This window comes from Bradyrhizobium sp., from assembly GCF_027451485.1.
GTDB lineage: Bacteria > Pseudomonadota > Alphaproteobacteria > Rhizobiales > Xanthobacteraceae > Bradyrhizobium.
This window is the reverse complement of record NZ_DAIDJE010000076.1, coordinates 1-25,674: the sequence shown is the minus strand read 5'-3', so window position 1 is coordinate 25,674 and position 25,674 is coordinate 1. Positions and strand designations below refer to the sequence as shown.

Sequence of the window (25,674 nt, the reverse complement as noted above, 5' to 3'; positions counted from 1 at the left end):
CGCCGCTTGTCCCTTGTCGCACCCCTACTTTTATTTTCCGATCGCCTCGGTCAGTTCCGGAACCACCTGATACAAATCCGCCACCAGCCCGTAATCGGCGACCTGGAAGATCGGCGCATCCTCGTCCTTGTTGATCGCCACGATCACCTTGGAATCCTTCATGCCGGCCAGATGCTGGATCGCGCCGGAAATGCCGATGGCGACATAGAGTTCCGGCGCCACCACCTTACCGGTCTGACCGACCTGCCAATCGTTCGGCGCATAGCCGGCATCGACCGCAGCCCGCGAGGCGCCGACGGCCGCACCCAGCTTGTCGGCGAGCGGCTCGATATACTTGGTGAAATTCTCCCGGCTTTGCATCGCCCGGCCCCCGGACACGATGATCTTCGCCGAGGTCAGTTCGGGGCGGTCGCTCTTGGCGACTTCCTCGCCGACAAAGCTGGACAGACCGGGATCGGCCGCCGTGGCCGCGTTCTCCACCGGTGCGCTCCCGCCATCGCCTGTCGCCGCAAAGGTCGAGGTCCGCACGGTGATGACCTTCTTGGCGTCTTTCGACTTGACCGTCTGGATGGCATTGCCGGCGTAGATCGGCCGCTCGAAGGTGTCGGGGGAGACCACCTTGATGATTTCCGACACCTGCATGACGTCGAGCAGCGCGGCGACGCGCGGCATTACGTTCTTGAAGCGCGAGGTCGCCGGCGCAACGAAGGCGTCATAGCCGCCGGCAAGCGATACGATCAGCGCCGCCAAGGGTTCTGCCAGATCATGCGCGTAAGCAGCATTGTCGGCGAGCAGGACTTTTTTGACCCCGGCAAGCTTCGCCGCCGCATCCGCAGCCGCCTTGGCGTTTTCGCCGGCGACCAGCACATGCACGTCGCCGCCGAGTGCTGCGGCCGCCGTCAACGCCTTGTTGGTCGCGTCCTTGATCGATGCATTATCGTGTTCGGCTATCAACAGCGTGATCATCAGAGAACCCCCGCGGTCTTGAGTTTCGACACCAGCTCCGCGACGTCCTTGACCTTGACGCCCCCCTTGCGGCCCGGTGGGTCGGACGTCTTGAGAACCTCAAGGCGTGGGGTCAGGTCGATGCCGTAATCGGCCGCGCCCTTTTCGGCGATGGGCTTCTTCTTGGCCTTCATGATATTCGGCAGGCTCGCGTAGCGCGGCTCGTTCAGCCGCAGGTCGGTGGTGACGATGGCCGGGCCCTTCAGTTTCACGGTCTGCAAGCCGCCGTCGACCTCGCGCGTCACCTTGAAATCGGAACCATCGACCTCGAGCTTCGAGGCAAAGGTCGCCTGCGACCATCCCAGCAGGGCGGCCAGCATCTGTCCGGTCTGGTTCGAATCGTCGTCAATCGCCTGCTTGCCCAGAATCACAAGCCCGGGCTTCTCTTCGTCGGCCACCGCCTTCAGGATCTTCGCCACGGCGAGCGGCTCAACGTTGCCCTCGGCCTTGACCAGGATGCCGCGGTCGGCGCCCATGGCGAGGCCTGTACGAATGGTTTCCGCGGCCTGTGCCGGCCCGATCGAAACCACCACAACCTCGGTAGCCTTGCCCGCCTCTTTCAGGCGCAGGGCCTCCTCGACGGCGATCTCGTCGAAGGGGTTCATCGACATCTTCACGTTAGCCAGTTCAACGCCGGTTCCATCGCTCTTGACGCGGACCTTGACGTTGTAATCGACCACTCGCTTTACCGGCACCAGGACCTTCATCGACCCTCTTTCGCTGCAACTTCAATCATTCCGGGCTAGGGCGCGGAACCTAAAGCGCCGGCCCATCCCGGTCAACGCCAGTGAAGCGGATTCGACATTCGCCACCCCTCTGGGGGCAGGTCGTCGGGCAAACGTCAAATTCAAAACTCCACGAGATACCCGTATTTCCTCGTGGCCCTTTGGCTTTTATCATTCGCAAAAATGGTCGCTGAGGTGGGGGGCGAATGTCAGTAAGTGCCAAAAATTGCCTTCCGACAAGCACGACTAACGGTTTTGGCCGGGCACCCACAGCACATCCCCGGCGCCATTGTGGTTGGCCGTTCGGCTGGCGATGAACAGGAAGTCCGAAAGCCGGTTCATGTACTGAATGGCGGCGTCGCCAACCGGTTCATTCGGCTGGGCCGCAAGTTCCACGATGACCCGTTCGGCCCGCCGGCAGATGGTGCGCGCCAGATGCAGGTAAGCGGCGGCCGGCGTGCCGCCCGGCAGCACGAACGAGTTCAAGGGCTGAAGGTCGGCGTTCAGGCGGTCGATGTCACGCTCGAGGCGTTCGACCTGGCTTGCGAGGACGCGCAGGCGCTCCGCCTTGCCTTCACGCTGGGGCACGGCGAGATCGGCGCCGAGATCGAACAGGTCGTTCTGAATCAACGCCAGCATCGCATCGAGTGCGGGAGCGCCGGCGAGATGGAGCCGGACGATGCCGATCGCGGCATTGGTCTCATCGACGGTGCCATACGCAGCAACCCGCAGATCGTATTTCGGGCGGCGCTCGCCACTGCCCAGCGCTGTCGTGCCGTCATCGCCGGTTCGGGTGTAGATGCGATTGAGGACGACCATGCCTGTCTCCTTGGCGGCGAGCTATCGGCCCGGTTCTAACATTCGCCGGAGCTTGCAGGCAGCGAATGTCAAATCCACTCCACCAGCTAGCGATGCCCCATCGCCCAAACCGTAGCCATGATGACGACGATCGCGACGAACTGAAGCAGTACCCGCAACCGCATCAATTTCTGGGAGCGGTTCGGCGAGCCGCCCCGGACCATGTTGATAAGACCCATGAGCAGCACCACAGCAACCGCAGCCACCGCGATGGGGACGATGAACGTAGCAAGGACAGAAGCCATGGACCTTCCTTAACACTCTGGTTGCAGGGACGCCAATCACCGGTGTCACGCTGGTGTCCTGATTCTGAAGTTCGTAGAGTCGACAACGAACCCGCTGCAGTCATGATACGGGCTTCTGAACCGCCAGACTGGCTTTTTCCGGAATTATATCAGAAGCTAGCTTGATTAACTGATGCCGGGGTCCGTGGTGCGGCAGATTCGCTACATCTTTCACGTTGGCCTCGACGCATTCTATACGTTCCTTGCCGATGATGGCTGGGCGATCGCGAGCCACATCGCGCTGTCGACCTTGATGGCGCTGTTTCCGTTCCTCATCGTGTTGGCCTCGCTCGCCGGTTTCTTCGGGTCCAAGGAGCTTGCCGATCAGGCCGTAGGCCTTCTGCTCCAGATCTGGCCGAGGCAGGTCGCCGATACGCTATCCGTCGACATCCACGACGTTCTGACCACGAGCCGCGGCGACATCCTGACCATTGGCGCGGTGCTTGCGGTCTACTTTGCTTCCAACGGCGTGGAGGCGCTCCGCGTGGCGCTCAACCGCGCCTATGCCGTGATCGAGCCGCGCCGATGGTATTGGCTGCGACTGGAGTCAATCGGTTATACGCTCGTCGCCGCGTTTACGTCGCTGGCGATGGCCTTTCTGATCGTGCTCGGCCCCTTGATGCTCGAAGCGGCCCGGCGCCATATTCCCATCATCGTCGAAAGCAACGAAAAACTCCTCAATATCGCCCGCTACGGCATTACGGGGGTGGCCCTGGTGGTTGCACTGTTCGTGCTGCACGCCTGGCTTCCCGCCGGCCGCCGATCGTTCCAGCAGATCCTGCCCGGCATTATTTTCACCCTGGTTGCTTCGATGCTGTCGGGCATCGTCTTCGGGCAGTATCTGGCGCGCTTCGCCAACAACTATGTCACGATGTATGCAGGGCTCGCCTCGGTGGTCATCGCGCTGGTATTTCTGTATTTCATGGCCGCAATCTTCGTCTATGGCGGCGAGCTGAACGCGGCGATCATCAAGTCGCGCCTGCCGCGCGGCATGTCGCTTCAAGCAGCGCAATCGCTAAGGTCCTCGGAGACACAGGCTTGACCAGGAAAGCGTCTGCGCCGGCCGCCCGCGCGGCCGGCTCGTCGTCGCTCCGGCCCGAGACTCCGATGATCGCGATGCCGCCATAGGGCGCGCCGAGCGAGCGTATCCGGCGGATTGCCTCGATGCCATCGATGCCCGGAAGCACCATGTCCATCAGCACCGCATCGAAACCACCCTGCATGACGCGGTCGGCAGCATCTTCGCCCCTGCCGATAAACTCCGCCTGATGGCCGAGCTCGGTCAGGACGGCGTTTAGCACGACCCGGCCGAACGGGTTGTCCTCGACGCTGAGAACGCGCAAGCCCCGCGCGTGATCCTGCGGCCGATCCATATGGCGTCCCGGCTGCGACGGCGAGGCCCGTGCACGGTCCAGCTTCACCGTCAGCGTGAACGTGGTCCCGCCGCCGCGCCGCGGCGCGACCTCGATATCGCCACCCATCGCGCGGGCGAGCTGCTTGACCGACGATAGCCCGAGCCCGGCACCGCCGAAGCGAGCGGCGATTTTGACATTTGCCTGCGAAAACGGGCGGAACAGCCGCTTGATTTCCTTGAGCGTCAAGCCGATGCCGCTGTCGGAAACCGCAAACGCCACGCTGACTTTGCCCTTCCTTTCACCGGTCGGCCGCACGGTCAGCGCCACGCCGCCATGCTCGGTGAACTTGGTCGCGTTGTCGATCAGGTTTTCCAGCGCGGCGCGCAGGCGCACGGGATCGCCGATGACGAAGGTCGGCAGTTCGTCCGAGATGTCGACGTTCGATTGCAGTCCCTTGGCCGTTGCCCGGCCGGCGAGCGATCCGCCAGCGCTGTAAGCAAGCGTCCGCAGATCGAAAAAATCCTTCCGGATGCCAAATTCGGCATGGCGGCTTCGGGCGGCATCGACAAACAGGGTGGCAAGGCTTGCCAGGTGCTCGGCGCCAGCCTTGATGGTATCGACCCAGCGCCGTTCCCGCTCCCCGAGCTCCGACGTCGCGAGCAGGTCGCTGATGGCCAGAATGCCGGTCAGCGGCGTGCGGACCTCATGCGCGAAAGTGGCAAGCACCGTCTCGACAATGCCGGGGTCGGCCGTCCTGCCGACCTTTCTAACGGCCTTGCGCCGCTTGCCGGCTGCCGCCGCTTTACGCTTTTTCGGCCGTTTGTTTTGCAACCGCCGCTCACTGCGCCGCAGACGCGAACTCAATGCCATGATTCCCCCAATCCTGGCTGGCCACAGCATGGCACGTCCGGGTGGAATGAGTCACGCGAAGCACGACGTCACGGCTAACAGATTGTTGGTACGCTGAGTAACGATCAGGCGAGGCCGATCCGGCGGCGAATGTCGGCTGGGCTCACGCCTGCGGCCCTCAGTTCGCGAACCCCCGAGGCGTCGGTCGATTTCGACAGCTTTTGGCCGGCCGCGTCGCGAATGAGCCGGTGATGGCGATAAGCGGCCTGGGGCAGTCCGAGCAGTTCCTGCAACAGCCGGTGGACACTCGTCGACCAGAACAGGTCCTGCCCCCGCACCACCTCGCTGACGCCCTGAACGGCATCATCGACCACCACTGCAAGGTGATAGCTGGTCGGCGTCTCCTTGCGCGCGATAATGATGTCGCCCCACGCGGCAGGATCGGCCGTGACGGTCCCGGTCTCGCCCCGAGGCCCCTGCCCGCGCTCGGTCCAGCTTAGCGGGCCGGCGGTCCGGCACGCCATGGCCATATCGAGCCGCAGCGCATACGGCGCGCCCGATTGCAACAGCCGCGACCTTTCCTCCGGCGTCAGGGAACGTGCCGTCCCCGGGTAAAGCGGCGCACCGTCGGGATCGCGCGGCCAAGGGGCCTTCTTTTCCTGCTCCGCGATGGCCCGGGTGATCTCGGCACGGCTTTCGAAAGAGGGATAGACAAGCCCCCGCGCGACGAGCCTTTCAAGCGCATCGCGATAATCGGAAAGGTGCTCGGACTGGCGGCGCGCCGGCCGTTCCCAGGATAGCCCGAGCCAGGCGAGGTCCTCGTAGATGGCCGCCTCGAATTCAGGTCGACAGCGGGTCGGATCGATATCCTCGATGCGCAGCAGGAATCGTCCGCCGGACACCCGCGCCAGATCGGCGTTCAGCATCGCCGAAAAGGCGTGTCCGAGATGCAGATACCCGTTCGGGCTCGGCGCAAAACGAAAAACGGCTGGCGGCATCGATCTTTCACACCTGTCATTGCCGGACATAGTAATCTGCTTCGCGAGACTACGTACACTTGTCCGGCACCCCGCAATCCGTCCCTGAAGAATTGGTTTTTGCGATATGGGATGGATGCCCGTGACACCCGACCCATGACCAAAATGCAAGATTGATGCAATGACGCTCCACCTCGACAGCCAGGCCGATCTTGAAGAGGCGATCCACGCGCTTCTCAAACTGGACCCGCGGCTTCAACCGGTGTTTGCGGTCGCGGGGATGCCGGCGCTGCGGCGGCGCGAGCCGGGCTTTGTAGGGCTTGCGCATATCGTCTGCGGCCAGCAGCTCTCGACCGCCAGCGCGTCAGCTATCTGGACTCGGCTTGCCAAGGCCTTCGATCCGTTCGATCCCGATGCGCTCCGCCGCGCCCGCGCCGACCGCTTGGGAAGGCTTGGCCTGTCCGCGGCCAAGATCAAGACGCTGAAGAATCTGGCGCGCGAGATCGCCGCCGAGCGGCTTAATCTCGATGTGCTCGCAAGCGAGGATGCCGACGCCGCGCATCACACGCTGGTCTCGCTGCATGGCATCGGGCCGTGGACTGCCGACGTGTACCTTTTGTTTTGCCTCGGCCATGGCGATGCCTGGCCGGCCGGGGACCTCGCCGTGCAGGAGGCGGTGAAAATCGGACTGGGATTGAAGAAGCGCCCTAACCTCAAGGAAATGGCCAGTATCGCCGAACCCTGGCGTCCGATGCGCGGCGCCGTGGCGCATTTGTGGTGGTCGTACTACCGCGCGATCAAAAAACGCGAAGGCGTGATCAGTGGAAGCGAGAAAGCGAACGCAGTTTCAAACAATGTCCCTGTTGCCAAACGTTCGTAGCTGAAGGCAAAGATTGCGGCGGTTCAACCGCGGCCGCTGCCCATGAACGCCACCGACTTCATCGTTGCACGCAACGATCTCCAGGAATGCAGTTTCATCGAAACGAAATTGCCAGATGCGGATTCGCTACCCCTTGAAGCTCTGCTGGTCAAAGTTGATCGCTTCGCCTTCACCGCCAACAACATCACCTATGCGGCGCTCGGCGATCAGCTGAAATACTGGCAGCTGTTCCCGGCGCCGCAAGATTTCGGCATCGTTCCGGTATGGGGATTCGGCGAAGTCGTGGCTTCCCGTCATCCCTCGGTCGCAATCGGCGAACGCCTGTTCGGCAATTTTCCAATGGCAACTCATCTTGTGATCGAGGCCGCTGATGTGAGCAAGCGTGGCCTGCGCGATGCAGCAGCGCACCGGCAAGGCGTCGCGTCGGTCTACAACGCCTATGCGCGTGTTGCAGGCAACGATATTTATGAAGGGCGCAACGGCGACTATCAGGCGCTGCTGCGGCCGCTCTTCATGCTCGCTTTCCTGGTCGACGATTTTCTCGACGAGAATGATTTTTTTGGGTCGCGCCGCGTGCTGCTCTCGAGCGCATCGAGCAAGACAGCGTTCGGTCTCGCCCACCTTCTGCACGCGCGCAAGCAGATTTGCGTGATCGGCCTGACTTCAGCGGCGAACGCCGACTTCGTCCGTTCGCTCGGTTGCTATCATGAGGTCGTGCTCTACGACGAAATCGAAATGCTGCAAACGGATTCGCCTGCCGCGCTTGTCGATATGGCCGGCAACGGCGCGTTGCGCGCAAGGTTGCACCGCCATTTTGGCGCCGCCATGAAATATTCCGGCCGGATCGGGCTCACGCATCGAAGCTTCTCGCCGGATGAACCGGGACTGCCGGGTGCCAAGCCGACATGGTTCTTCGCCCCGGACCAGATTCGAAGGCGCGCCAGGGCGTGGGGACCCGGCGGCGTCGATCAGCGGTTTGGCGCCGCCTGGTCCAGCTTTGCCCCGACATTGCCGGCGCGGCTCACCCTCATCGAAGGCCGCGGACCGGAGGCTGTCAGGAAGGTCTACCTGGACACGCTGAATGGCCATATTCCCCCGGCGCAGGGCCACATGCTGTCGCTTCTCGACTGAACTGCTTTTGGCGCGTTCTCAAAGGGTATAGCGTTCCATCCCGGAAACGCCCAGCAAGGCCCAGCGAGGCCACCGCATGCTCGATCGCACCGACGATATCGCGCTATCCGCCGAAAATTGGCTGACGGAATTTGCCCGCGCGCTCGAACACCCCGACGACCGAACGCTTCGCCCGCTCTTTCACCCCGACAGCTTCTGGCGCGACGTGCTGGCACTGAGCTGGAACCTGCAAACGCTCCAAGGTCTCGATGCAATCCTGACCGAACTTGTCCTTCTCGCCCGCCGTGCCTCGCCGCGCCACTTCCGGATCGATCCCGATCGGGCGCCGCCGCGTCGCGTGAAGCGCGCGGGAACCGATACGATCGAGGCGATCTTCAGCTTCGAAACCAGGGACGGCCGCGGCCACGGGATCATCCGGCTCGTCCCCGACGCTGATGACGGCCATCGCCTCAAGGCGTGGACGCTGCTCACCGCGCTTGAGGAGCTTAAGGGGTTCGAGGAATCGGTCGGTTCCGCACGGCCACGCGGCCAGTCCTATTCGCGCGATTTTCGCGGGCCCAACTGGCTCGACCAGCGCCGCGCATCCGTCGCCTATGCCGACCGCGATCCCACCGTGCTCGTGGTGGGCGGCGGACAGGCCGGGCTCTCGATCGCCGCGCGGCTGAAGCAGCTCTCCGTCGACACGTTGATCGTCGATCGCGAGAAACGCATCGGGGACAACTGGCGCAAGCGTTACCATGCGCTGACCCTGCACAATCAGGTGCACGTCAATCACCTGCCCTACATGCCGTTCCCGCCGAACTGGCCGGTCTATATCCCCAAGGACAAGCTCGCCAACTGGTTCGAAGCCTATGTCGATGCCATGGAGCTGAATTTCTGGACCGACAGCCGCTTCGAGCGCGGTTCTTACGACGAGGCCACAGGCCGCTGGTCGGCCGTGCTGCGCCGAGGTGACGGCAGCGAGCGCGTCCTGCACCCGCGCCATATCGTGATGGCGACCGGCGTCAGCGGCATTGCGAATATTCCGGATATTCCGACGCTGAAGAATTTTTCCGGCACGGTGCTGCATTCCAGCAGCTATGACGACGGCGAAACCTGGAAGGGCAAGCGCGCGGTCGTGGTCGGCACCGGCAACAGCGGTCACGACATCGCGCAGGACCTGCATTCGAGCGGTGCCATCGTGACGCTGGTGCAACGCAGCCCGACCCTCGTCACCAATATCGAGCCGTCGGCGCAACTCGCCTATGCGACCTATAGCGAAGGCTCGCTGGAGGACAACGACCTGATCGCGGTCTCGATGCCGCTGGCGCTCGCGCGAAAAACCCACCAGATGATCACGGAGCAATCCAAGCAATTCGACAAGGAATTGCTCGATGGCCTCAACGCGGTCGGTTTCAAACTGGACTACGGCGAAGACAACACCGGCTGGCAGTTCAAATACCTCACCCGCGGCGGCGGCTATTATTTCAATGTCGGCTGCTCGGACCTGGTGGCGCGGCGCGAGATCGCGCTTCGGCAATTCTCTGACATCGCCTCCTTCGCCGCCGGCGGCCTGCGGATGAAGAATGGCGAGGAGCTTGCCGCCGACCTCATCGTGCTTGCGACCGGCTACAAGCCGCAGGAAGCTCTGGTGAGGCAATTGTTCGGCGATGAGCTCGCCGCGCGCGTCGGCCCGATCTGGGGATACGGCGACGGGCAGGAACTCCGCAACATGTACATGCGCACGCCCCAGCGGGGGCTCTGGTTCATCGCCGGCAGCCTCGCCCAATGCCGCATCAATTCGAAATTCCTGGGCTTGCAGATCAAGGCGATCGAGGAACGCTTGCTTTAGCTTCTGCGCGGTCATTCCGGGAGGCCGCAAAGCCTCCAGGCTCTCATTCCACCTTGAGGTTGGATGCCTTGATGACCGGCCACCATCGCTCCGCCTCGGCTTTCTCGAAGGCCCGCAAAGCTTCCGGTGACTGCTGGTCGTACGGCGAAATCTGAATTCCGAGATCGTCGAACCGCCTTTGCACCGCAGGATCGGCGAGTACCGCCCGCATGGTCGCGTTGAGCTTCTCGATGATGTCTTTCGGCGTATCCTTCGGGACCCAGAGTCCGTACCAGAGCGAGGCGGTAAAGCCGGGCAGGCCGGCCTCCTGGATCGTCGGAATATTGGGCGATGCCGGCAGGCGTGTTTTGCCGGTCACCGCGATCGGCTTGATGCTGCCGGTTGCAAGCAGGGATTTGAAGTTGGACGACGGCTCCATCATGAAGTCGATCTGCCCCGCGAGCAGATCCTGCATCGCCGGCGCGTTGCCCCGATACGGCACGAACTGGAATTTCGTGCCCGTCTCTTTCTGGAATGCTATGCCGGCCAGATGCCCGGTCGCGCCGACCCCGGCGATGCCGACCGAAGCCTTGTCCGGATTGGCCTTGAGATAGGCGATCAGTGCCTTGAGGTTATCGGCAGGAAAGTCCTTCCGCGCCGCGAGCAAGAGCGGTTCGCTGCCGATATAGATAATCGGCTGGAGATCCTTCAGAAGATCGAACGGCAACGTGTACAGGCCGCCGGTGAGCATATGCGTCGTCGAGGTGCCGATCGAGAGCGTATAGCCGTCGGCTGGCGCCCGCACCGCACGCCCGACGCCGATGGTTCCGGCGGCGCCAGCCACATTCTCGATAATAACGGGCTGACCGAGGCCATCCCGCATTTTCTCGCCGAGAAAGCGCGCCAGCGTGTCGGTCGCACCGCCCGCGGGGAATGGAACGATCATGGTGATCGGCCGCACGGGATAGGTCTCCGCCACGAGATCGCCTGCTCCCCAACCGAGAGCAGCGATGAAAGCGGGCATAGCCAGGAACCACCGCCGACCGAATGACCTAGACATCGCCAATCACCTCGCGCCGCCGCCGCTCGGATTCTTCAGCATAGCGCCGCATCGCATGCGCCTCGGTCAATATCCCGATCGGCCGCTGATCGCCGGCTTCGACCACGGTGAGCGATTCAGCCTCCGTCACGTCGAACGCCGCTATCGCCTCCCGGATATTCATCCCGGGATGCAACACGACGCGCGGATAGTGGAGGATGCTGTTAAGGCTCTTTTTTGCATCAATGTCGGGGCCGTGCGCATCCGACACGAACACCATTCCCGCGTAGTGGCCGGCATCGTCGACCGCAACCACTTGCGTCTTCGATCCCGGCGGAAACTTCTGGCGAAATTCAGCGATCGACGTCGCGGCATTCACGGTCAGCACGTCCGGCCGCATCAGCCGTCGCACGGTGAGATCGCGGATCCAGCCTACGTCGGCGGCGCTGCGGATGGTTTCGCCGCGCAGGTGCAGGCGCCATGTGGCAAAGGAATAGCCGAACAACTCGCGCGTGATCTGGCTCGAAATGATCACTGCGACCAGCACGGCCGTCGTCAGCCAGAGATCGCCGGTGGATTCCAGCGCGATGAACGACATGGTCAGCGGCCCACCGATAACCGAGGCCGACAGCGCGCTCATGCCGATAACGGCGTAGATGTTGGATTCGAGGCGCAAACCCGGCCAGATGCCGCCAAAGGCTTCCGCGAACAGGCGGCCGCCGATTCCGCCGAGAAAAAGCGTGGCGAAGAACAAGCCACCGCGAAAGCCGGAGCCGAGCGAAACGATGGATGCCGTCGTCTTCAGCACGAAGACCATGCCGATGAATGCGAGCGGCATTGTCACGATGCCGTTGAAGTGCAGCGCACCATGTCCTGACGACAGCACCTGTGGCGTCTGCAACGCCAGGATGCCGACGACGAGACCGCCCAGTGCCGGACGCAGGGGCGGCCACCGTATGATTCTCGATAACAAGGCTTCGCACAGCCCGGCGCCGCGCATGATCGCGATCCCGAACAGGGCGGCGAGAACCCCGAGCAGCGCTGCCGCCGCAAGGTCGCGTCCGACGACAATGCCGACCACCGGACCGGTGGCGATGGCAAGCGAGAGCGGCGTCAGGGCGTGGGCGACGAAATAGCCGACGACCGAAGCGACCCCGACCGGCGTGAGGCTCGCAGGCGTATAGCCGCCGATCACGAGTTCGAATGCGTAGAAGGCACCTGCCAGCGGCGCACTGAAGGCGCCTGCAATTGCGGCCGCCGTGCCACATCCGACCATCAAGCGTTGATCGGCGCGGCGCAGATGAAAGCCGCGGCCGAGCGATGCCGCCAGCCCGCTTGAAAGCTGGGTGTATCCGGCCTCAAGCCCGACCGAAGCCCCGACCCCGCTGGACCAGATGGTTTGCAGCGCCACGATGACGCTGCCGCGGAAGGACATTCGTCCGCCGTGCAAGGCATTGGCCTCGATCGGGTCGATTTCACGGCCCGGGCGAAACCGCAGCAGCAACAGGAAGGCTATTCCGAGCAGAAGCCCGCCGGCGGTTGGAACCAGCAGCGCGCGGACGGGATCGACCGAGAGCTGGCTTGAAAGCCGGTCTCCGGAGCTGAGATTGAACAAGGTTGTGTGAAGCACGTTCACCGCAGCACTCATGGCTGCCACGACCAATCCGCCGACCACCCCGACCAGTGCCGCCAAAAGCACGAGGCTCGTCTCGTGGGCCCGAACGAAGGCCCGGAGCCGCCGTGGCGCCTCGATGTAGCGGGTTTCGGTGATCATTTTGCGGTTTCCATAGCGGTCAGTCGCGCTCGTTTGGCGTCCCTTTTGCGATCTTGGCAGCGCCTTCGCAATCCGGCCACAAATAGACAGAACCAGGCAACCCCATCTATGCTCTTCACAATCCCGTCACGCTGCATGTAGTATGTCAATGCATGCTGCTTCGCAGCTAGATGGAGGCCAGGAGCGTTACTTGAACGCACATGTCTCGCAAGGCGGTTGGCCGGTATTGGTGCTGAACGCGGATTTCCGGCCGCTGAGTTATTATCCGCTTTCACTATGGTCGTGGCAGGACGCGATCAAGGCGGTGTTTCTCGACCGCGTGAACATCGTCGAACATTACGACCGGGCCGTCCGCAGCCCCACGTTCGAGATCCAGTTGCCCAGCGTGGTGTCGCTGAAGTCCTTTGTCAAACCGACCACGCACCCAGCCTTCACCCGCTTCAACGTTTTCCTGCGCGACCGTTTCGTCTGCCAATACTGCCTGTCGAGCGACGATCTGACTTTCGACCACATCATCCCGCGCAGCAAAGGGGGCCAGACCACTTGGGAAAACGTCGTCGCGGCCTGCTCGCCATGCAATCTGAAGAAGGGTAACCTGACGCCGCAGCAGGCGCGGATGTTTCCGAAGCAACAGCCCTTCGCGCCGACGGTGCATCAGCTTCATCGCAACGGCCGGCTGTTTCCACCAAACTATCTGCACGACAGCTGGCTCGACTATCTCTATTGGGACACCGAACTCGATCCGTAAGCCGGCCAATGCGTATTGCCGCCGCGCTGGTTGCGAACCATTTGTGCACGGTTTCAACACGGCGCCGATTGAGCAAAGCTCAAGGAGGCGATGTGACGCAACTGCCCGCCTGTTTGGTGCCTGAGCAGGACGCGGGCGATGTCCGCGCGAGCCGGAAATACAACTGGATCAAGGTCTTTTCCGAAGAAAATTTGCGTCTTAAGATTGTTGCGGCTCCAAACCGCCGCCCAAGGCGGAGCTTATGGATGCCATTTGGATCGAGCCGCAGGTTGACGTCTCGCGTCAAAACCGCCGCCAATCCTCAGGGAGATTCTCGATGCCTGCCCTCACCGAGTGGAAGGTGCCGCCGGCACATCAGCCCCGGACCGGCGATTACCGCTTCGACCTCGATCACGCGCTTGCCTCGGTGGTCGGTCTGCATTCGATCATCCCGTCCGACGCGTTCAGCGCCGAGACGCTCGGCACGGAGCGCGCAGGCAATGGGGTGATCATCGATGACGGCCTGGTGCTGACCATCGGCTATCTTATCACCGAGGCTGACGCCGTCTGGCTGCATGCCGGCGACGGACGCGTGGTGGAGGGCCATGCGCTTGGATTCGATTCGGTGACCGGCTTCGGCCTTGTGCAGCCCCTTGGCCGCCTCGACCTCGAGCCGTTGCCGATTGGCTCGTCGGCTGCCGCGAAGGTTGGCGATCGCGTGGTGATGGGCGGCGTTGGCGGACGGACCCGATCGGTGGCGAGCCAGATCGTCGCCAAGCAGGAATTTGCCGGCTATTGGGAATACATGCTGGACGAAGCGATCTTCACCCACCCGGCCCATCCCAATTGGGGCGGTGCGGCGCTGATTTCGGATCGCGGGGAATTGATCGGCATCGGCTCGCTTCAGCTCGAGCGTGAGCGCGACGGCAAGCCCGAGCACGTCAACATGGTGGTGCCGATCGACCTCCTGAAGCCGATCGTCGACGACTTGCGCAAATTCGGGCGCATCAACAAGCCGGCGCGACCGTGGCTCGGAATGTATTCGACCGAGATCGACAACCGCGTCGTCGTCGTGGGCGTTTCCGCCAAGGGGCCGGCGGCGCGCGCCGAACTCAAGGCCGGCGACGTGATCCTCGCCATCAACGGCGACAAGATCGCCTCGCAGGCCGACTTCTACCGAAAGCTCTGGGCATTGGGTGCAGCAGGTGTCGACGTGCCGCTGACCGTGCACCATGAAGGCGTTACCTTTGACGTCGTGCTCGCCTCGACCGACCGCGCGCGGCTGTTGAAGGCACCGCGGCTTCATTAACGGCAGGTCCGGCGCAGATGAGCGAGGCCGTGATCGACGATGTGATCGCGGTGTTGCCTCCGCTGATGCAGTCACTCGAAACGCTGGGGTTCATCGCCCGCCATTTTCACCCACCCTCCTTCGATCGCGTGATGGAGGCTGCCGGCGAACCCGATGCCGATCTGAGCTCGGCCCGTCCACGGCTTTCCAATTGGCCGGCCGAGTTTGCCGACGTCCAGCACGCGCTTGAGACCGCAAGCGATGCGGCGCTATCGGCCTTTTCGGGCTTGCGCGCGGTGCGAGCCGGCAGCGGAGATATCACCCTTGCCTTCCGTGCGCTGCGCCAGCTGCCACGCGCGGAAGAGGCGCTCTATCCATTGGCGGCCAGATTTCCGCCGGTGAGCAGCTTCTTCCTCAACGCCGATCTTAATGACGATACCGCCTTGCTGCAGCGCCTCGCGGCACCCACCACCGAGATCACCGGCATCATCCACGATCACAACGAACCCGGCAGTCGCGGCGGCTTCTCGCTCTACGTGCCGGAATATTACACGCCCGACCGCGCCTGGCCGCTGGTGATGGCGCTGCATGGCGGCAGCGGCAATGGCCGGGGCTTCCTCTGGCGCTGGCTGCGTGACGCCCGCAGTCTCGGTGCGATCCTTGTTGCGCCGACTGCATTGGGAGCCACCTGGGCGCTGATGGGCGAAGACGCAGACACCGCCAACCTCTCGCGCATTCTCGATTCGGTGCGCGGCCGCTGGAATATCGACCCGACAAAATTGCTGCTGACCGGCATGAGCGATGGCGGCACATTCAGCTACGTCACCGGGCTCGAAGGTGCTTCGCCATTCACCCATCTCGCGCCGGTTGCGGCAACGTTTCATCCGCTGATGGCCCAGAAGGCCGATGCCGACCGTTTGCGCGGCCTGCCGATCTACATCGTACACGGCGCGCTCGACTGGATGTTTCCGGTCGAAACGGCGCGATTGGCCCGCGACGCGCTGGCGGCGGCGGGCGCCGATGTCACCTATCGCGAAGTCGACAATCTCAGCCATTGCTATCCGCGCGAGATGAACGCGCCGATGCTGCGGTGGCTGGGCGGCGGCTAGGATTACACCAGGCCCCCATTGGCGCGCAGCACCTGCCCGTTGACCCAACCGCCATCGGGGCCTGCGAGAAAGGAGACGACGGCGGCGATATCTTCGGGGGTGCCCAGCCGCTCGAGCGGAGGCATCTTGGCCATGCGCTCGACCAGCTCCGGCGATTTGCCAGTGAGGAAAAGCTCGGTGGATACCGGGCCCGGCGCTACCGCATTGACCGTGATGCGGCGGCCACGCAATTCCTTCGAGAGGATGGCGGTCATCGTCTCCACCGCGGCTTTTGTCGCGGCATAGACACCGTAGGTCTCGAGCTTGGTACCGACCACGCTGGTCGAGAAATTGATGATCCGGCCACCATCGCGCAGGCGCCTGGCCGCTTGCCTCATGCCGTTGAAGCTGCCCCTGAGATTGATCGCAATCTGCTCGTCGAACGCGGTTTCATCGCACTCGGCGAGTTTCGCAAGCTTCATGATGCCGGCATTGTTGACGAGCACGTCCACGCCGCCGAATGCCTTTTCGGCCGCATCAAACATGCCGCGCACCGCATGGGCGTCGCTCACGTCGGCTTTTGCGGCGAGCGCTCGCTGCCCGCGCGCTTCGATGGCACGAACGAGCGCCTTGGCGGATTCGGCGCTCGCCGTGTAGTTAATCACGACGGCGAACCCGTCAGCGGCCAAACGCTCGGCCACAGCTGCACCGATACCGCGCGAAGCCCCCGTCACGATCGCGACCTTCATATTGTCGTTGCTCATATTTTCTTTTCTCCTCGTCACGTCGCCACGCGCCCGGGTCTGCTGTCATGAAGATAGGCGATGAGATGCCGGGAACCAATCCCGAGCCAGTCCGTTGTCGCGCCGTCAATTTCGGAGCCACAGCGATGCAGGTTTTGCTGGGAATGGTCTTGGGCGCGGCACTGCTGTTCGCCGGCGTCTATATCTCTGACTCGCAATCCACTTCAACCGTAGCGAACGGCCAGAATGCGGCCAGCAACCGAACCCTCGTCAATTGGGATGTCGTCTCCGCCGATTGGCACGTGCTGAAGACCCGTGCCCACGAGGATTGGATCAAATTATCGTCACGATAATAAATGTGGCGGCTTGAGGCGGTCGCAGCATTATTTCTTTGCTGCGGCCGCCTTTCGCGCGTCAGCTATGGCTTGAGTGAACTGCGCCTTGGTCAAAACGCCGGGGACGCGGAATTTCCCGACGATGAATGAGGGCGTGCCGCGGAAATCAAAGGCCAGCGCCTGATCATTGTTGCGCTTTAGCGTCGTATCGATCGCGTTAGCGCGGGCCGACAGATCGCGGTCAAGACGATCCATGTCGACGCCGGCGCCAGCGAGCGCCTCGCGTATCTTCGCTTCCGTCAGCTTGGAATTGATTGATATCAGCGCCTCGTGAGCCTGAACGAACTTGTCCTGGTATCGACTCGCCAGCGCCATGCGCGAGGCGGTGACGGACATGGGCCCAAGGATTGGCCAGTCTTTCCAGATCAGCCTGACCTTGCCGTCGTCGGAAACCACCTGCCGCAATTCCGGTTCGACCTTGCGGCAATATGGGCATTGATAGTCAAAATATTCGACAATCGAGATGTCTCCCGCCGCATTCCCGGCCACTGGTATATCCGGATCGCGCAATACCTGCGCTTCGGTGAGGACTTCCTCCTCTTCAGCCCGCGCAGGTATGGCGAGCGCGCCAAGCCCGAGCGCCGCAGCCGCCCCTCCGAACAGGCTCAGCGTTTGCCGCCGGCCTGGCCGAAACGGATAGATCGAATGCTGCATTTTTGTCTCCGGTTGGCTCACGGCTCCTCCATGATCTACGATCAGGAGGCGAACAAGTTACGCATGAGCATATAAAGCGCCACCAGGATAATGACAGAGGCGAACACGACATTGAGCGCGCCCCGTTGGCCCGACAGCAAACGCGCGAGACGGGTGCCGAGCAGGCCGCCGGCAACTCCGCCCCCAATGAACAGTCCGGCGAGTTGCCAGGAGACCAGCCCCGACCAGGCATAGCTCGCGGCCGTCGACAAGCCAAAGGCCGTCACGGCGACCAGTGAAGAGCTGACCGCGTTGATGATCGGCATCCCTGTCGCCAACATCAGGGCCGGCACGATCAGGAAGCCGCCGCCGATACCGAAGAATCCGGACAGGACGCCGGTGGTTAGACCAAGCCCGAGGACCGCCGGCATATTACCCCGGCTGATGCTTACGTCGCCGACCCCGGCGCGCGCGCGCGTCTTGAGCATCAACGCAGCGATCACCAGCATGAGCAGCGCAAACAGCTCAAGCAGCTTTCGGCCGTCGAGCAGTTTGCCAAAAACGGCGCCGACCAACGCTCCCGCAATTCCCGCCGCCGCAAAGGGAATCGCGACCGACCATCGCACGGTACTGCCGCGGGCATGATGCCACAGGTTGATGGCGGCATTGGCCGCGACCGCAATGGCACTGGTACCAATCGCGAGGTGGGCATCGGTGACGCCGACGACATAGACCATCAGCGGCACCGCCAGGATCGATCCGCCTCCTCCGATCAGGCCCAGCGAAAAACCAACCAGCGCGCCCGACCCGACGGCGAGCACCGCCTGAATCGCAGAAATGATCAAAACGATCTCCTTCTTGGTCCCGCAAACGGGCCTTGAGACTGCGGGTTCTGTTACCTCAGCAGCAAGGTGACCGCCAGTGGCACCAGCAGCGAGGTAACCAGCGCGTTCAGGCTCATCGCTATCCCGGCGAACACGCCGGCGACCGCATCGACCTGAAACGCGCGGGCCGTGCCGATGCCGTGGGCGGCGATGCCGACGGCAAAACCACGCGCACGAAAATCGGTGATGCCCATCCAGTTCATCAACGGTGTGACAGTGATCGCGCCGAGGATGCCGGTCAGGATCACCGCGACCGCCGTCAAGGACGGATCGGCATGCAGTGACTCGCTGATGCCCATCGCAACGCCGGCGGTGACAGACTTCGGCGCCATCGCAAGCACCACCTCGCGCGGCAGGCCGACCGCTTGCGCGAGCACCACGACGGAAGCAACCGCCGTGACCGAACCCGCGGCGAGCGCCACCAGCATCGGCAGGATGGCGGAAGCCACGACCTTGCGATTCTCATAAAGCGGGACAGCGAGCGCCACGGTCGCCGGCCCAAGCAGAAAATGCACGAACTGCGCGCCGCCGAAATAGGTCGTGTAGGACGTATTCGTCAGCTTCAGGAAGGTCCCGATGATCCACATCGAATGCAGGACGGGATTGGCGAAGGGATGCCGGCCCGTCCAGATCGAGACCGCGTCCGCGATCGCATAAACCAGCAGCGTGACCGTCAGCCACAATAGAGGCGATTGGGAAAGATAGACCCAAAGCGAGAATGGATCGCGGCTCATGACTGTTCATTCCGCATCATCAGCCGGCCCGCTGCAACAAAAGTAACCACCGTCACCAAGAGCGTGATCAGCACCGAAATGACCAATACGCCCAGAAACGCCACGCCGTGATCGACGATGAGATCGAGCTTCTGGATCACGCCGACGCCGGCCGGCACAAACAGCAACGAGAGATTGGCAAGCAGACCGAGGCTGGCATTTTCAACGCCGCCGCCGTGCAGCGGCCCGTGTGCAAGCGCGGGGTAGCGATCGCGCGCCAAAAGCAGCAACAGAAGCAAAATCAGGCCGACAACGGGTCCCGGCATCGGCAGGCCAAGCCAACGCACAAAGGCCTCGCCGGCCAACTGACACAGGAGGATGAGGCTGAGGCTCGCGATCATCCTTTGAGACGCATAATGCATTCGGCGTAGTAGCCGCCATCCTTCTCGATCCACACAAGGCCGCCATTGGAATTGGTGGTCTTGTTGGCGGTGAACTGATCGGCGCAGGTCTTCGTACGGGCCTTATCCAGATCTCTGTCGTTGGCGTATTTCGGCGAGATCGTCGTCGGGAAAACGGCCGTGGTTTCGCGCTTGCCGCATTCGTCGCGGCGGAAGTCGACCCATTTGCGACCGGCCAACTTGCCCGCAACTTTTGCCTCCAGATATTTCACCGAGCAGGCCGGCGTCGACAGAGCGGCTTTCTCCGCGGGAGCAACGGTAGTTGGAGGCGCGACGGTTTCCGCAGGCGTTGGCGCGCGAGCCGCGCTGGGCGAAGCTTGCGTGCCCGCCTGAGCCATCATCAAAGGCGCGGCGGTCGCCAGCGAGAGGCATTGGGACACGAGTATCAGCGCGACAAGCGCAGCCGTTTCAGATTTGCCCATCGCCTTCCCCCGCGAATGCCCAGATATTATCACGCGCCTTTGCCGGATGGGGAAAGGCCCGGGCCGATGGAGCCCGGGCCTCATCCCGGATGATCAAGCTGCTCCTTTCAAGCGCTTGTTGCATTCGCTGTAGTAGCCGCCACCCTTCTGGATCCACTTGAGGCCGCCATTGGCGTTGGTGGCCTTGTTGGCATTGTACTGATCGACGCAGGTGTGCATGCGGGCCTTGCCGGCACTTTCCTGCTGATATTTCGGATTGATCGCCATCGGGAAGATCGCCGGTCCGCTCGGCAAGGCCGGTGCAGCGGTCGCGGCGGGTGCAGCCTTCGGCTTGGCTTCGGCCGCGGCCGGCGCAGGAGCGGCAGGAGCGGCGGTAGCTTCTGCGCCGCACTGGGTCTTGCGGAATTCATTCCACTTCTGGCCGTTCAATGTGCCGTCAGCCTTGGCAGCCTTGTACTTGGCGCTGCACTCCTGCATGGTCAGGGCGTGGGCGGGCGCTGCGGCAATCACGGCCGCGACGCTCGAAGCGGCAAATGCACACAATAATTTGGCTTTAATGGTCATCCTTGGTCTCCCTCGGCGATGGCTGGTCGAAAGCTTCTCATCCTAGTGGAGTGGATTTGACATTCGCAAGTCACCCAGCCACGAATTCGTCAAGCGAATGTCAAATCCAAAACTCCACTAGAAACTTATATTTGCTAGTGGTCGTGTGATTCTAACATTTGCAAAAGTGCCTGCCGAGAAGGGATGCAAATGTCAGAATCGGACCACGAGCGAAGTCACGGCATGTGACAACGGCGATGCAGGCCTGCGCAAAAAAACCGCGCCGCAAAACGCTCTCCGCACTTCATTCATCCGCGGTTCAGCATCACGGCGCGACCGTGCCCACCCATCCTTAAACCTGAGGTATATCTCATGACGATCTCCTCCCGCGTGGCCGCCGCCCTCGGCGCGTCGTTCCTGCTGTTCGCCGCTCCCGCTTTCGCCCAGTCCAACACGGCGGCCCCCGCAGCGGGCTCCCAAATGGCCGCGCCGGCAAAGTCCTCCAAGGCCCGCAGCCCGGAATCGCTCGAATGCTCCAAGCAGGCGGACGAAAAGGGCCTGAAGGGCAAGGAGCGCAAGAAATTCCGTCGCGAATGCATCAAGGAAGCCAAGGGCGCGGCGAAGAAGCAATAAGCCCGAAGCAGCAATAGAGCCGGGTTTGGCAATCCTTCATCCTGACCCTGGTGGTCTGATTCTAACATTCGCATCCCGTCGCAGCGAGCATGTTTGCGAATGATGGAATCAAGGGACCACCAGCAAATCCGGCAGCCTCGGGGAATTTGGGATTGACATTCGGCTTCGGCGTTCGCGAGCCGGAAGCATAGCGAATGTCAAATCCACTCCACTTGCGGATGGGATTCCGCCGTCCCCCGACGGCGGAATGCCGGGCCCAATCGATCGATCCGGGCATTGCAGCGATTGCGCCAGCGCATTTGTTCCCAAAGCACGGATTTGCCATAAGGCGCCGTGAGCCAGATCCCTCGCCAAATCTCTTGGCGGTTGGCGGACGCCCTCCCCACCCGCAAGCAGACCCTCCAGTTCATCGAGACGCTGTCGATCGGCACGGTCGGCGGCGTCGTGTTTCTCGTGGCGCATCTGCCGGGCGGCTTGATCTCCGGCGCCATGCTCGCCGTCGCCGTTGCCGCCATGCTGGGCCGGCCGATGGCGGTCCCCGCTCACCTGACGCAAGCCGTGTTGGTCATGCTCGGCATTTCGCTGGGCTCGCTGATGTCGCGGCAACTTCTGCAACATATCGGCGCCTATCCCCTGACCATCGGTCTGCTGGCACTCGCTACCTTCTGTACCACCCTCGGCTCCAGCCTCTATCTCCAGCGCGTCCATGGCTGGGATCGCACCATGGCGTTTCTCGCTGCCACCCCGGGGGCGTTGTCGCAAATTACGATATTGGCGATCGAAAGGGGCATCGACATGGGCCCAATCGCGGTGGTGCAGACCTTGCGTGTGATCATTCTGACCGCCGCACTGCCGCTCATTCTTGTGCTGACGGGATTGACCCCGGCTTCCGCGCCGGCGCTGTCGACAACGGTGGCCTCGCCGCTCGGGCTGATCGGCCTGATCGGCGCTTCGGTTGCGGCCTCGCTTCTGCTCCGAATCGCGAAATTTCCAGCGAGCTGGCTGTTCGGCGCAATGGTCGGGTCAGCCGTGCTGCATGGTGCGGGATTGATCGACGGCGGCTTGCCGCCGCTGGTGCGTGCCATTTCTCTGGTAGGCATCGGGACGCTGATCGGTTCGCGGTTTTCCCGGATGAAAGCGGGTACCTTTCTCAGTCACCTCGCTGCGGGCCTCGGCTCCTTTGCAATCGCGGTCGCGATCACGGCCATTTTCGTAACGATCGTCGCGTGGACGACCCATGTGCGCTTTTCCGACATCCTTGTGGCCTACGCGCCGGGCGCCATGGACGCGATGCTGGCTCTGGCGCTGACCCTGCACATCGATCCGATCTTTGTCGGCGCCCATCACCTGTCGCGCTTCCTTGTGGTCACGATTGCGACGCCCGGCATCGTCCATCTTTTCGGACGCCCGCAGGAAGATGTTGACGATTAGACCCTGGCCGGTTGGATTGAATCGAAGCCGGGCTCTGGATTTTTGTCTTGACGCGTTTCTTCGCGCGAACCGGTGCCCACTTCGCTCGAAAAACACCCTAGTTCTGCATCCACGACCGCGCCACGCCCCAGGCCGCGATTGCCGCCATCAGAAGCGAGATCAGCACGTTGTAGCCGGCAAGCGAGAGGCCGAGAAATCGCCACTGCACCTCGTCGCACATCACCACCTTGACCTTGTCGAGCCGGTCCAGAAGCGAACCTGCGCTGCCGAGATTGCCGACCGGCCCCGTGCAATCTGCCGGACCCGCCCAAAGCTTCCATTCCACGCCGGCGTGGTAACTGCCGAGTACGGCATTAGCGAGCGCGGCCAACGCAAGGATGGTCAGCCCGCCTACCAGGAGCCAGCGCGGGCCGTTCTGAGCGGCGGCGAGCGCTGTCAGCGCCGCGAGCGGAATCGCAAGGTAATAGGCATAACGCTGCTGGAGGCACAGCGGACAGGGCTGAAGACCGAGCACCAGCTGGAAAAACCAGGCGCCGGCGATCGTCGCCGCCGCGATCAGAAGGATCGCAAGCGCCGCAAGAAGCGCCGGCGAGGCCTTGCGCGGAATCGGGGACACGGCCGTCATACCTGACATTCCTGGGCTCCTGGGATTTCAACGGCTCGTATCGCGGAGTCGCGCCGCTGTCGAGGCGGCTTTCTTCACAGCGGGTTGACCGGCTCAAGCGTCCAGCTATATTCCGCCGGCTTCGTCGGGCCGGCCACGGCCGGCCGAAGGCCCCTGTGGCGGAACTGGTAGACGCGCTCGACTCAAAATCGAGTTCCGCAAGGAGTGCTGGTTCGATTCCGGCCAGGGGCACCAAGCTTCGCGGCTACACTCGGCGCCGCCTGGTCAACTCCATAAACTCACATTTCCTGATTGAGCGCGCGGCGGATCATTCGCGCCGCCCGGCATGATCACGTCGGTGAACAGCAGATCAGAAGCGAGCCCTTTTTCGATCTCCACCAGCGCCTCGGGACCATTGGCGGTGAGGATCGCGCGGTAGCCGAGTTGAGCGAGCTGGGCACTGGCATATTGGCGCACCAGGGGATCGTCCTCGACCACCAGAATGGTCTCGCCGCTGCCGTTGAACTCGTCTGCAGCTCGGGGGAAAGGACCAGATAGAGTCCGGGAGCTGCCTCGAACAGCGCTTTGAAGTCAGGGCCCTGTTTGAGGTCAGGCCGCTCGGGAGCGAAAGTCATTGGACGTGACCCTGCAAATTGCCGATGCTGCGAAAATCCCTCGGCCGTGCGAATCATCCTATAGCGCGGTGTCGGCAAAATCGACGAGCCGCCTGCAAAACGCTTGCCACGGGCGCGCTTCCGCATTCCCGCGGCAGGGTTCGCCCAGGTTGCTCTGAAACCAATGGCCCTCGAAAAAGGAGGGCGCAGGGAAAGCCGGATGCCTTGCGCACCCGCAGCCTCGTGCGCAAGGTAAAAAGCACACGAGTAAGTCACCACAGGTACGCCGGAGCAATCCGGCCTTCCCTGCCCGATGGTTTTACGGCTTCCTTCGCGCTCTCCCCGGTGATCGGCTGTTCGATTCACACATTTTGGAGCTTCAGAGTGGTGCCATATTTTATGCGGCGGAAGGCTTCGAATCCTATTCGCATCACCATTGGACCGGGTTTTCCATAGTAGGCGGTCCATCCGCCCAGTCGGGCAATGACCCAGGCAGCGAAGGCGAGCGTACCTTTTGCATGGGGATTTTTTTGCTTCGCGGTGGTGCCTTCGAGGTGAATAGACAGGGCTTCAAGCACAGGCCCGTCATCAGGTTCGAGAGCGTCGGCCAGCTCTTCCTGGGTCGCTCCATCGCGGGAACGGACCAACTGCATGATTGTAACCGCCGCCACAGCCGCCGCAGCGACGAACTTGATCATGACCTCGGGATCGCCAATGTCGGCGGCCTCGATATCAAAACCTGCTGTCTTGAGCGTGCGGAAGTACTCTTCGATAGTCCATCGCTTGCGATAGAGGTCGACAATCCGGCGTGCTTGGTCGGGGCTCGTCAGAACGTGTGTGGTCAACAGCCGCCAATGGATCGGTTTGCCACCATGGCTCGACGATACCTCCCGAACATCCACCAGGGTCAGGCCGATGGTATCGGGCAGACCAGGGCCAGGGCTTGGATGGGGCCTGCATATCGTCACAGGCGAGAAGCGCAGGACAAGCTGAGCGGTCCGCTTCTTACGGCCTGGCGCTGCAGGAATGGTCACACTGAACTGGCTGGCTTCCGGCAAGCGAGTGCCGAACGCAAATAGTCGTGCAGACTTCCCCGATTCCAGTTTGATCTGGCGGTCCCACGAGGCCCTGACAATGAACTCGACATTCGCCGGACGTCGTGCGAAGTGCTCGTAGATGTCGCTCTCCCGGTCGGAGATCACGGTGATGCTGCGCGCGGCCGATAGAGCCTTGCCAGCTTTGGCCGACGCCGAAAGCCAGCGTTGGGACTCTTTGCTCGCTGTCACGCGCGAGCGTCGGGCCGTCACCTTGCCCTTGTCGCGATTCCAGACTTGCGCATCAACAAGCCCCAGTAACGCATCGTTGCCGGCATCAATTGCGAGCGCCGCATGCAGGAGCAGTCCGCGTACCCCGCCACCCTTGCCGACAGGTCCATATCCGTTGGCCTTGGCGCGCCGCCCGCCAAGGAACAGCTCGCTGGTATCCTGAACCACGATGATCTCGCGACCGGCAACACGATTCGCAGTGCGCGCAGCCGCATGGCTCGCCATCTCCGCGACGCTCACCCTCTCGTTGCGCAGAAAGCGCGTGAACTGAATCTCCCGCGCCCGGTTTCCGGCAAGCCGTCGAATACACGAGCCCGGCCTTCGAACCAGCGCATCGTGCAACGAGACCCCCCTTTTTCCAGGCGGCGATCGCCAAATCGCCCCAGCCCAATCTCCTCCCGCATGGCCCCTCCAAAAACCGACCCAAGCAGGGAATCAGTCTTTGCCGGCCTCGGCAACAAAGATGTGTGCATTCAATAGCCG

General features: G+C 62.6%; 29 protein-coding genes and 1 tRNA gene. 12 read left to right on the top strand and 18 right to left on the bottom strand.

The window, feature by feature from the left end:
- Positions 1-30 precede the first annotated feature (30 nt).
- The 4 genes from NEZ08_RS10425 to NEZ08_RS10410 all read right to left on the bottom strand — a co-directional run bounded on the left by NEZ08_RS10425 (position 31) and on the right by NEZ08_RS10410 (position 2,833).
- Positions 31-966: an FAD-binding protein gene (locus NEZ08_RS10425; RefSeq protein ID WP_298106546.1), complete on the bottom strand. Its 936-nt coding sequence runs from the start codon at positions 964-966 to the stop codon at positions 31-33.
- Positions 966-1,712, bottom strand: a complete 747-nt coding sequence (locus tag NEZ08_RS10420; RefSeq protein ID WP_298106544.1) for an electron transfer flavoprotein subunit beta/FixA family protein — start codon at positions 1,710-1,712, stop codon at positions 966-968. The genes NEZ08_RS10425 and NEZ08_RS10420 overlap by 1 nt, the downstream gene beginning before the upstream one ends.
- Positions 1,713-1,976: 264 nt before the next feature.
- The gene (locus NEZ08_RS10415) at positions 1,977-2,549 is read right to left on the bottom strand and encodes a cob(I)yrinic acid a,c-diamide adenosyltransferase (protein ID WP_298106543.1); all 573 of its coding nucleotides are present in this window, start codon (positions 2,547-2,549) and stop codon (positions 1,977-1,979) included.
- Positions 2,550-2,635: 86 nt separating this feature from the next.
- Positions 2,636-2,833, bottom strand: coding sequence for a twin transmembrane helix small protein (locus NEZ08_RS10410; protein WP_298106542.1), 198 nt, complete (start codon positions 2,831-2,833; stop codon positions 2,636-2,638).
- A 215-nt stretch (positions 2,834-3,048) separates the two neighbouring features.
- Here NEZ08_RS10410 and NEZ08_RS25770 point away from each other — a divergent pair, with 215 nt between their 5' ends.
- Positions 3,049-3,126 (top strand): CRISPR-associated DxTHG motif protein, encoded by a 78-nt coding sequence (locus NEZ08_RS25770; protein ID WP_367278402.1) that lies wholly within the window; start codon positions 3,049-3,051, stop codon positions 3,124-3,126.
- Positions 3,096-3,914 carry a YihY/virulence factor BrkB family protein gene (locus NEZ08_RS10405; protein ID WP_367278401.1) on the top strand — a complete coding sequence of 273 codons (819 nt, stop codon included), beginning with the start codon at positions 3,096-3,098 and terminating at the stop codon, positions 3,912-3,914. The genes NEZ08_RS25770 and NEZ08_RS10405 overlap by 31 nt, the downstream gene beginning before the upstream one ends.
- On the opposite strand, the gene NEZ08_RS10400 is transcribed toward NEZ08_RS10405, so the two are convergent.
- Both NEZ08_RS10400 and gluQRS read right to left on the bottom strand, forming a co-directional pair.
- Positions 3,841-5,097 carry an ATP-binding protein gene (locus NEZ08_RS10400; protein ID WP_298106541.1) on the bottom strand — a complete coding sequence of 419 codons (1,257 nt, stop codon included), beginning with the start codon at positions 5,095-5,097 and terminating at the stop codon, positions 3,841-3,843. The genes NEZ08_RS10405 and NEZ08_RS10400 overlap by 74 nt on opposite strands.
- A gap of 104 nt (positions 5,098-5,201) precedes the next feature.
- Complete coding sequence (gene gluQRS, locus NEZ08_RS10395) at positions 5,202-6,074, bottom strand: tRNA glutamyl-Q(34) synthetase GluQRS (protein ID WP_298106540.1); 873 nt, start codon at positions 6,072-6,074, stop codon at positions 5,202-5,204.
- 160 nt (positions 6,075-6,234) lie between these two features.
- Here gluQRS and NEZ08_RS10390 point away from each other — a divergent pair, with 160 nt between their 5' ends.
- From NEZ08_RS10390 to NEZ08_RS10380, 3 genes are all read left to right on the top strand, one after another.
- Entirely contained in the window at positions 6,235-6,933 is a 699-nt protein-coding gene (locus NEZ08_RS10390) for a DNA-3-methyladenine glycosylase 2 family protein (protein WP_298106539.1), read from the top strand.
- A gap of 42 nt (positions 6,934-6,975) precedes the next feature.
- Positions 6,976-8,064 carry a DUF2855 family protein gene (locus tag NEZ08_RS10385; RefSeq protein WP_298106537.1) on the top strand — a complete coding sequence of 363 codons (1,089 nt, stop codon included), beginning with the start codon at positions 6,976-6,978 and terminating at the stop codon, positions 8,062-8,064.
- A gap of 76 nt (positions 8,065-8,140) precedes the next feature.
- Positions 8,141-9,895 (top strand): NAD(P)/FAD-dependent oxidoreductase, encoded by a 1,755-nt coding sequence (locus NEZ08_RS10380; protein WP_298106536.1) that lies wholly within the window; start codon positions 8,141-8,143, stop codon positions 9,893-9,895.
- A 43-nt stretch (positions 9,896-9,938) separates the two neighbouring features.
- Here the strand turns inward: NEZ08_RS10380 and NEZ08_RS10375 are convergent, their stop codons facing one another.
- A complete protein-coding gene (locus NEZ08_RS10375) occupies positions 9,939-10,898 on the bottom strand; it encodes a tripartite tricarboxylate transporter substrate binding protein (protein WP_298106534.1) in 960 nt (319 codons plus the stop codon).
- A 28-nt stretch (positions 10,899-10,926) separates the two neighbouring features.
- The gene (locus NEZ08_RS10370; RefSeq protein ID WP_298106533.1) at positions 10,927-12,687 is read right to left on the bottom strand and encodes a chloride channel protein; all 1,761 of its coding nucleotides are present in this window, start codon (positions 12,685-12,687) and stop codon (positions 10,927-10,929) included.
- 190 nt (positions 12,688-12,877) lie between these two features.
- On the opposite strand from NEZ08_RS10370, the gene NEZ08_RS10365 reads away from it, so the two are divergent.
- The 3 genes from NEZ08_RS10365 to NEZ08_RS10355 all read left to right on the top strand — a co-directional run bounded on the left by NEZ08_RS10365 (position 12,878) and on the right by NEZ08_RS10355 (position 15,811).
- Positions 12,878-13,435, top strand: a complete 558-nt coding sequence (locus tag NEZ08_RS10365; RefSeq protein WP_298106531.1) for an HNH endonuclease — start codon at positions 12,878-12,880, stop codon at positions 13,433-13,435.
- Positions 13,436-13,751: 316 nt separating this feature from the next.
- On the top strand, positions 13,752-14,723 hold the full coding sequence (locus NEZ08_RS10360; RefSeq protein ID WP_298106529.1) for a S1C family serine protease: 972 nt from the start codon (positions 13,752-13,754) through the stop codon (positions 14,721-14,723).
- A gap of 17 nt (positions 14,724-14,740) precedes the next feature.
- On the top strand, positions 14,741-15,811 hold the full coding sequence (locus tag NEZ08_RS10355) for a dienelactone hydrolase family protein (protein ID WP_298106528.1): 1,071 nt from the start codon (positions 14,741-14,743) through the stop codon (positions 15,809-15,811).
- Positions 15,812-15,813: 2 nt separating this feature from the next.
- Here NEZ08_RS10355 and NEZ08_RS10350 read toward each other — a convergent pair whose 3' ends face one another.
- The gene (locus NEZ08_RS10350) at positions 15,814-16,554 is read right to left on the bottom strand and encodes an SDR family oxidoreductase (RefSeq protein WP_298106527.1); all 741 of its coding nucleotides are present in this window, start codon (positions 16,552-16,554) and stop codon (positions 15,814-15,816) included.
- A gap of 125 nt (positions 16,555-16,679) precedes the next feature.
- On the opposite strand from NEZ08_RS10350, the gene NEZ08_RS10345 reads away from it, so the two are divergent.
- On the top strand, positions 16,680-16,886 hold the full coding sequence (locus NEZ08_RS10345; protein ID WP_298106526.1) for a hypothetical protein: 207 nt from the start codon (positions 16,680-16,682) through the stop codon (positions 16,884-16,886).
- 30 nt (positions 16,887-16,916) lie between these two features.
- Here the strand turns inward: NEZ08_RS10345 and NEZ08_RS10340 are convergent, their stop codons facing one another.
- The 6 genes from NEZ08_RS10340 to NEZ08_RS10315 form a co-directional block, all read right to left on the bottom strand.
- Entirely contained in the window at positions 16,917-17,582 is a 666-nt protein-coding gene (locus tag NEZ08_RS10340) for a DsbA family protein (protein WP_298106525.1), read from the bottom strand.
- A gap of 41 nt (positions 17,583-17,623) precedes the next feature.
- Positions 17,624-18,403, bottom strand: a complete 780-nt coding sequence (locus NEZ08_RS10335; RefSeq protein ID WP_298106564.1) for a sulfite exporter TauE/SafE family protein — start codon at positions 18,401-18,403, stop codon at positions 17,624-17,626.
- A gap of 53 nt (positions 18,404-18,456) precedes the next feature.
- Positions 18,457-19,179, bottom strand: coding sequence for an LrgB family protein (locus NEZ08_RS10330; protein ID WP_298106524.1), 723 nt, complete (start codon positions 19,177-19,179; stop codon positions 18,457-18,459).
- Positions 19,176-19,559 carry a CidA/LrgA family protein gene (locus NEZ08_RS10325; RefSeq protein WP_298106522.1) on the bottom strand — a complete coding sequence of 128 codons (384 nt, stop codon included), beginning with the start codon at positions 19,557-19,559 and terminating at the stop codon, positions 19,176-19,178. Before NEZ08_RS10325 ends, NEZ08_RS10330 begins: the two co-directional genes overlap by 4 nt.
- Positions 19,556-20,041: a hypothetical protein gene (locus NEZ08_RS10320; protein ID WP_298106520.1), complete on the bottom strand. Its 486-nt coding sequence runs from the start codon at positions 20,039-20,041 to the stop codon at positions 19,556-19,558. Before NEZ08_RS10320 ends, NEZ08_RS10325 begins: the two co-directional genes overlap by 4 nt.
- 93 nt (positions 20,042-20,134) lie before the next feature.
- Positions 20,135-20,605: a hypothetical protein gene (locus tag NEZ08_RS10315; RefSeq protein ID WP_298106518.1), complete on the bottom strand. Its 471-nt coding sequence runs from the start codon at positions 20,603-20,605 to the stop codon at positions 20,135-20,137.
- A gap of 351 nt (positions 20,606-20,956) precedes the next feature.
- Between NEZ08_RS10315 and NEZ08_RS10310 the strand changes: the two genes are divergently transcribed.
- Both NEZ08_RS10310 and NEZ08_RS10305 read left to right on the top strand, forming a co-directional pair.
- On the top strand, positions 20,957-21,217 hold the full coding sequence (locus tag NEZ08_RS10310; protein ID WP_298106516.1) for a PsiF family protein: 261 nt from the start codon (positions 20,957-20,959) through the stop codon (positions 21,215-21,217).
- Between the two features lie 366 nt (positions 21,218-21,583).
- The gene (locus NEZ08_RS10305) at positions 21,584-22,648 is read left to right on the top strand and encodes an AbrB family transcriptional regulator (RefSeq protein ID WP_298106515.1); all 1,065 of its coding nucleotides are present in this window, start codon (positions 21,584-21,586) and stop codon (positions 22,646-22,648) included.
- A 97-nt stretch (positions 22,649-22,745) separates the two neighbouring features.
- On the opposite strand, the gene NEZ08_RS10300 is transcribed toward NEZ08_RS10305, so the two are convergent.
- Entirely contained in the window at positions 22,746-23,282 is a 537-nt protein-coding gene (locus NEZ08_RS10300) for a disulfide bond formation protein B (protein WP_298106513.1), read from the bottom strand.
- Positions 23,283-23,422: 140 nt separating this feature from the next.
- On the opposite strand from NEZ08_RS10300, the gene NEZ08_RS10295 reads away from it, so the two are divergent.
- Positions 23,423-23,507 (top strand) — tRNA-Leu (locus NEZ08_RS10295).
- Between the two features lie 30 nt (positions 23,508-23,537).
- On the opposite strand, the gene NEZ08_RS10290 is transcribed toward NEZ08_RS10295, so the two are convergent.
- Positions 23,538-23,750, bottom strand: coding sequence for a hypothetical protein (locus tag NEZ08_RS10290; RefSeq protein WP_367278400.1), 213 nt, complete (start codon positions 23,748-23,750; stop codon positions 23,538-23,540).
- 478 nt (positions 23,751-24,228) lie between these two features.
- Positions 24,229-25,533 carry an IS4 family transposase gene (locus NEZ08_RS10285; protein WP_298106512.1) on the bottom strand — a complete coding sequence of 435 codons (1,305 nt, stop codon included), beginning with the start codon at positions 25,531-25,533 and terminating at the stop codon, positions 24,229-24,231.
- Positions 25,534-25,674: the final 141 nt, after the last annotated feature.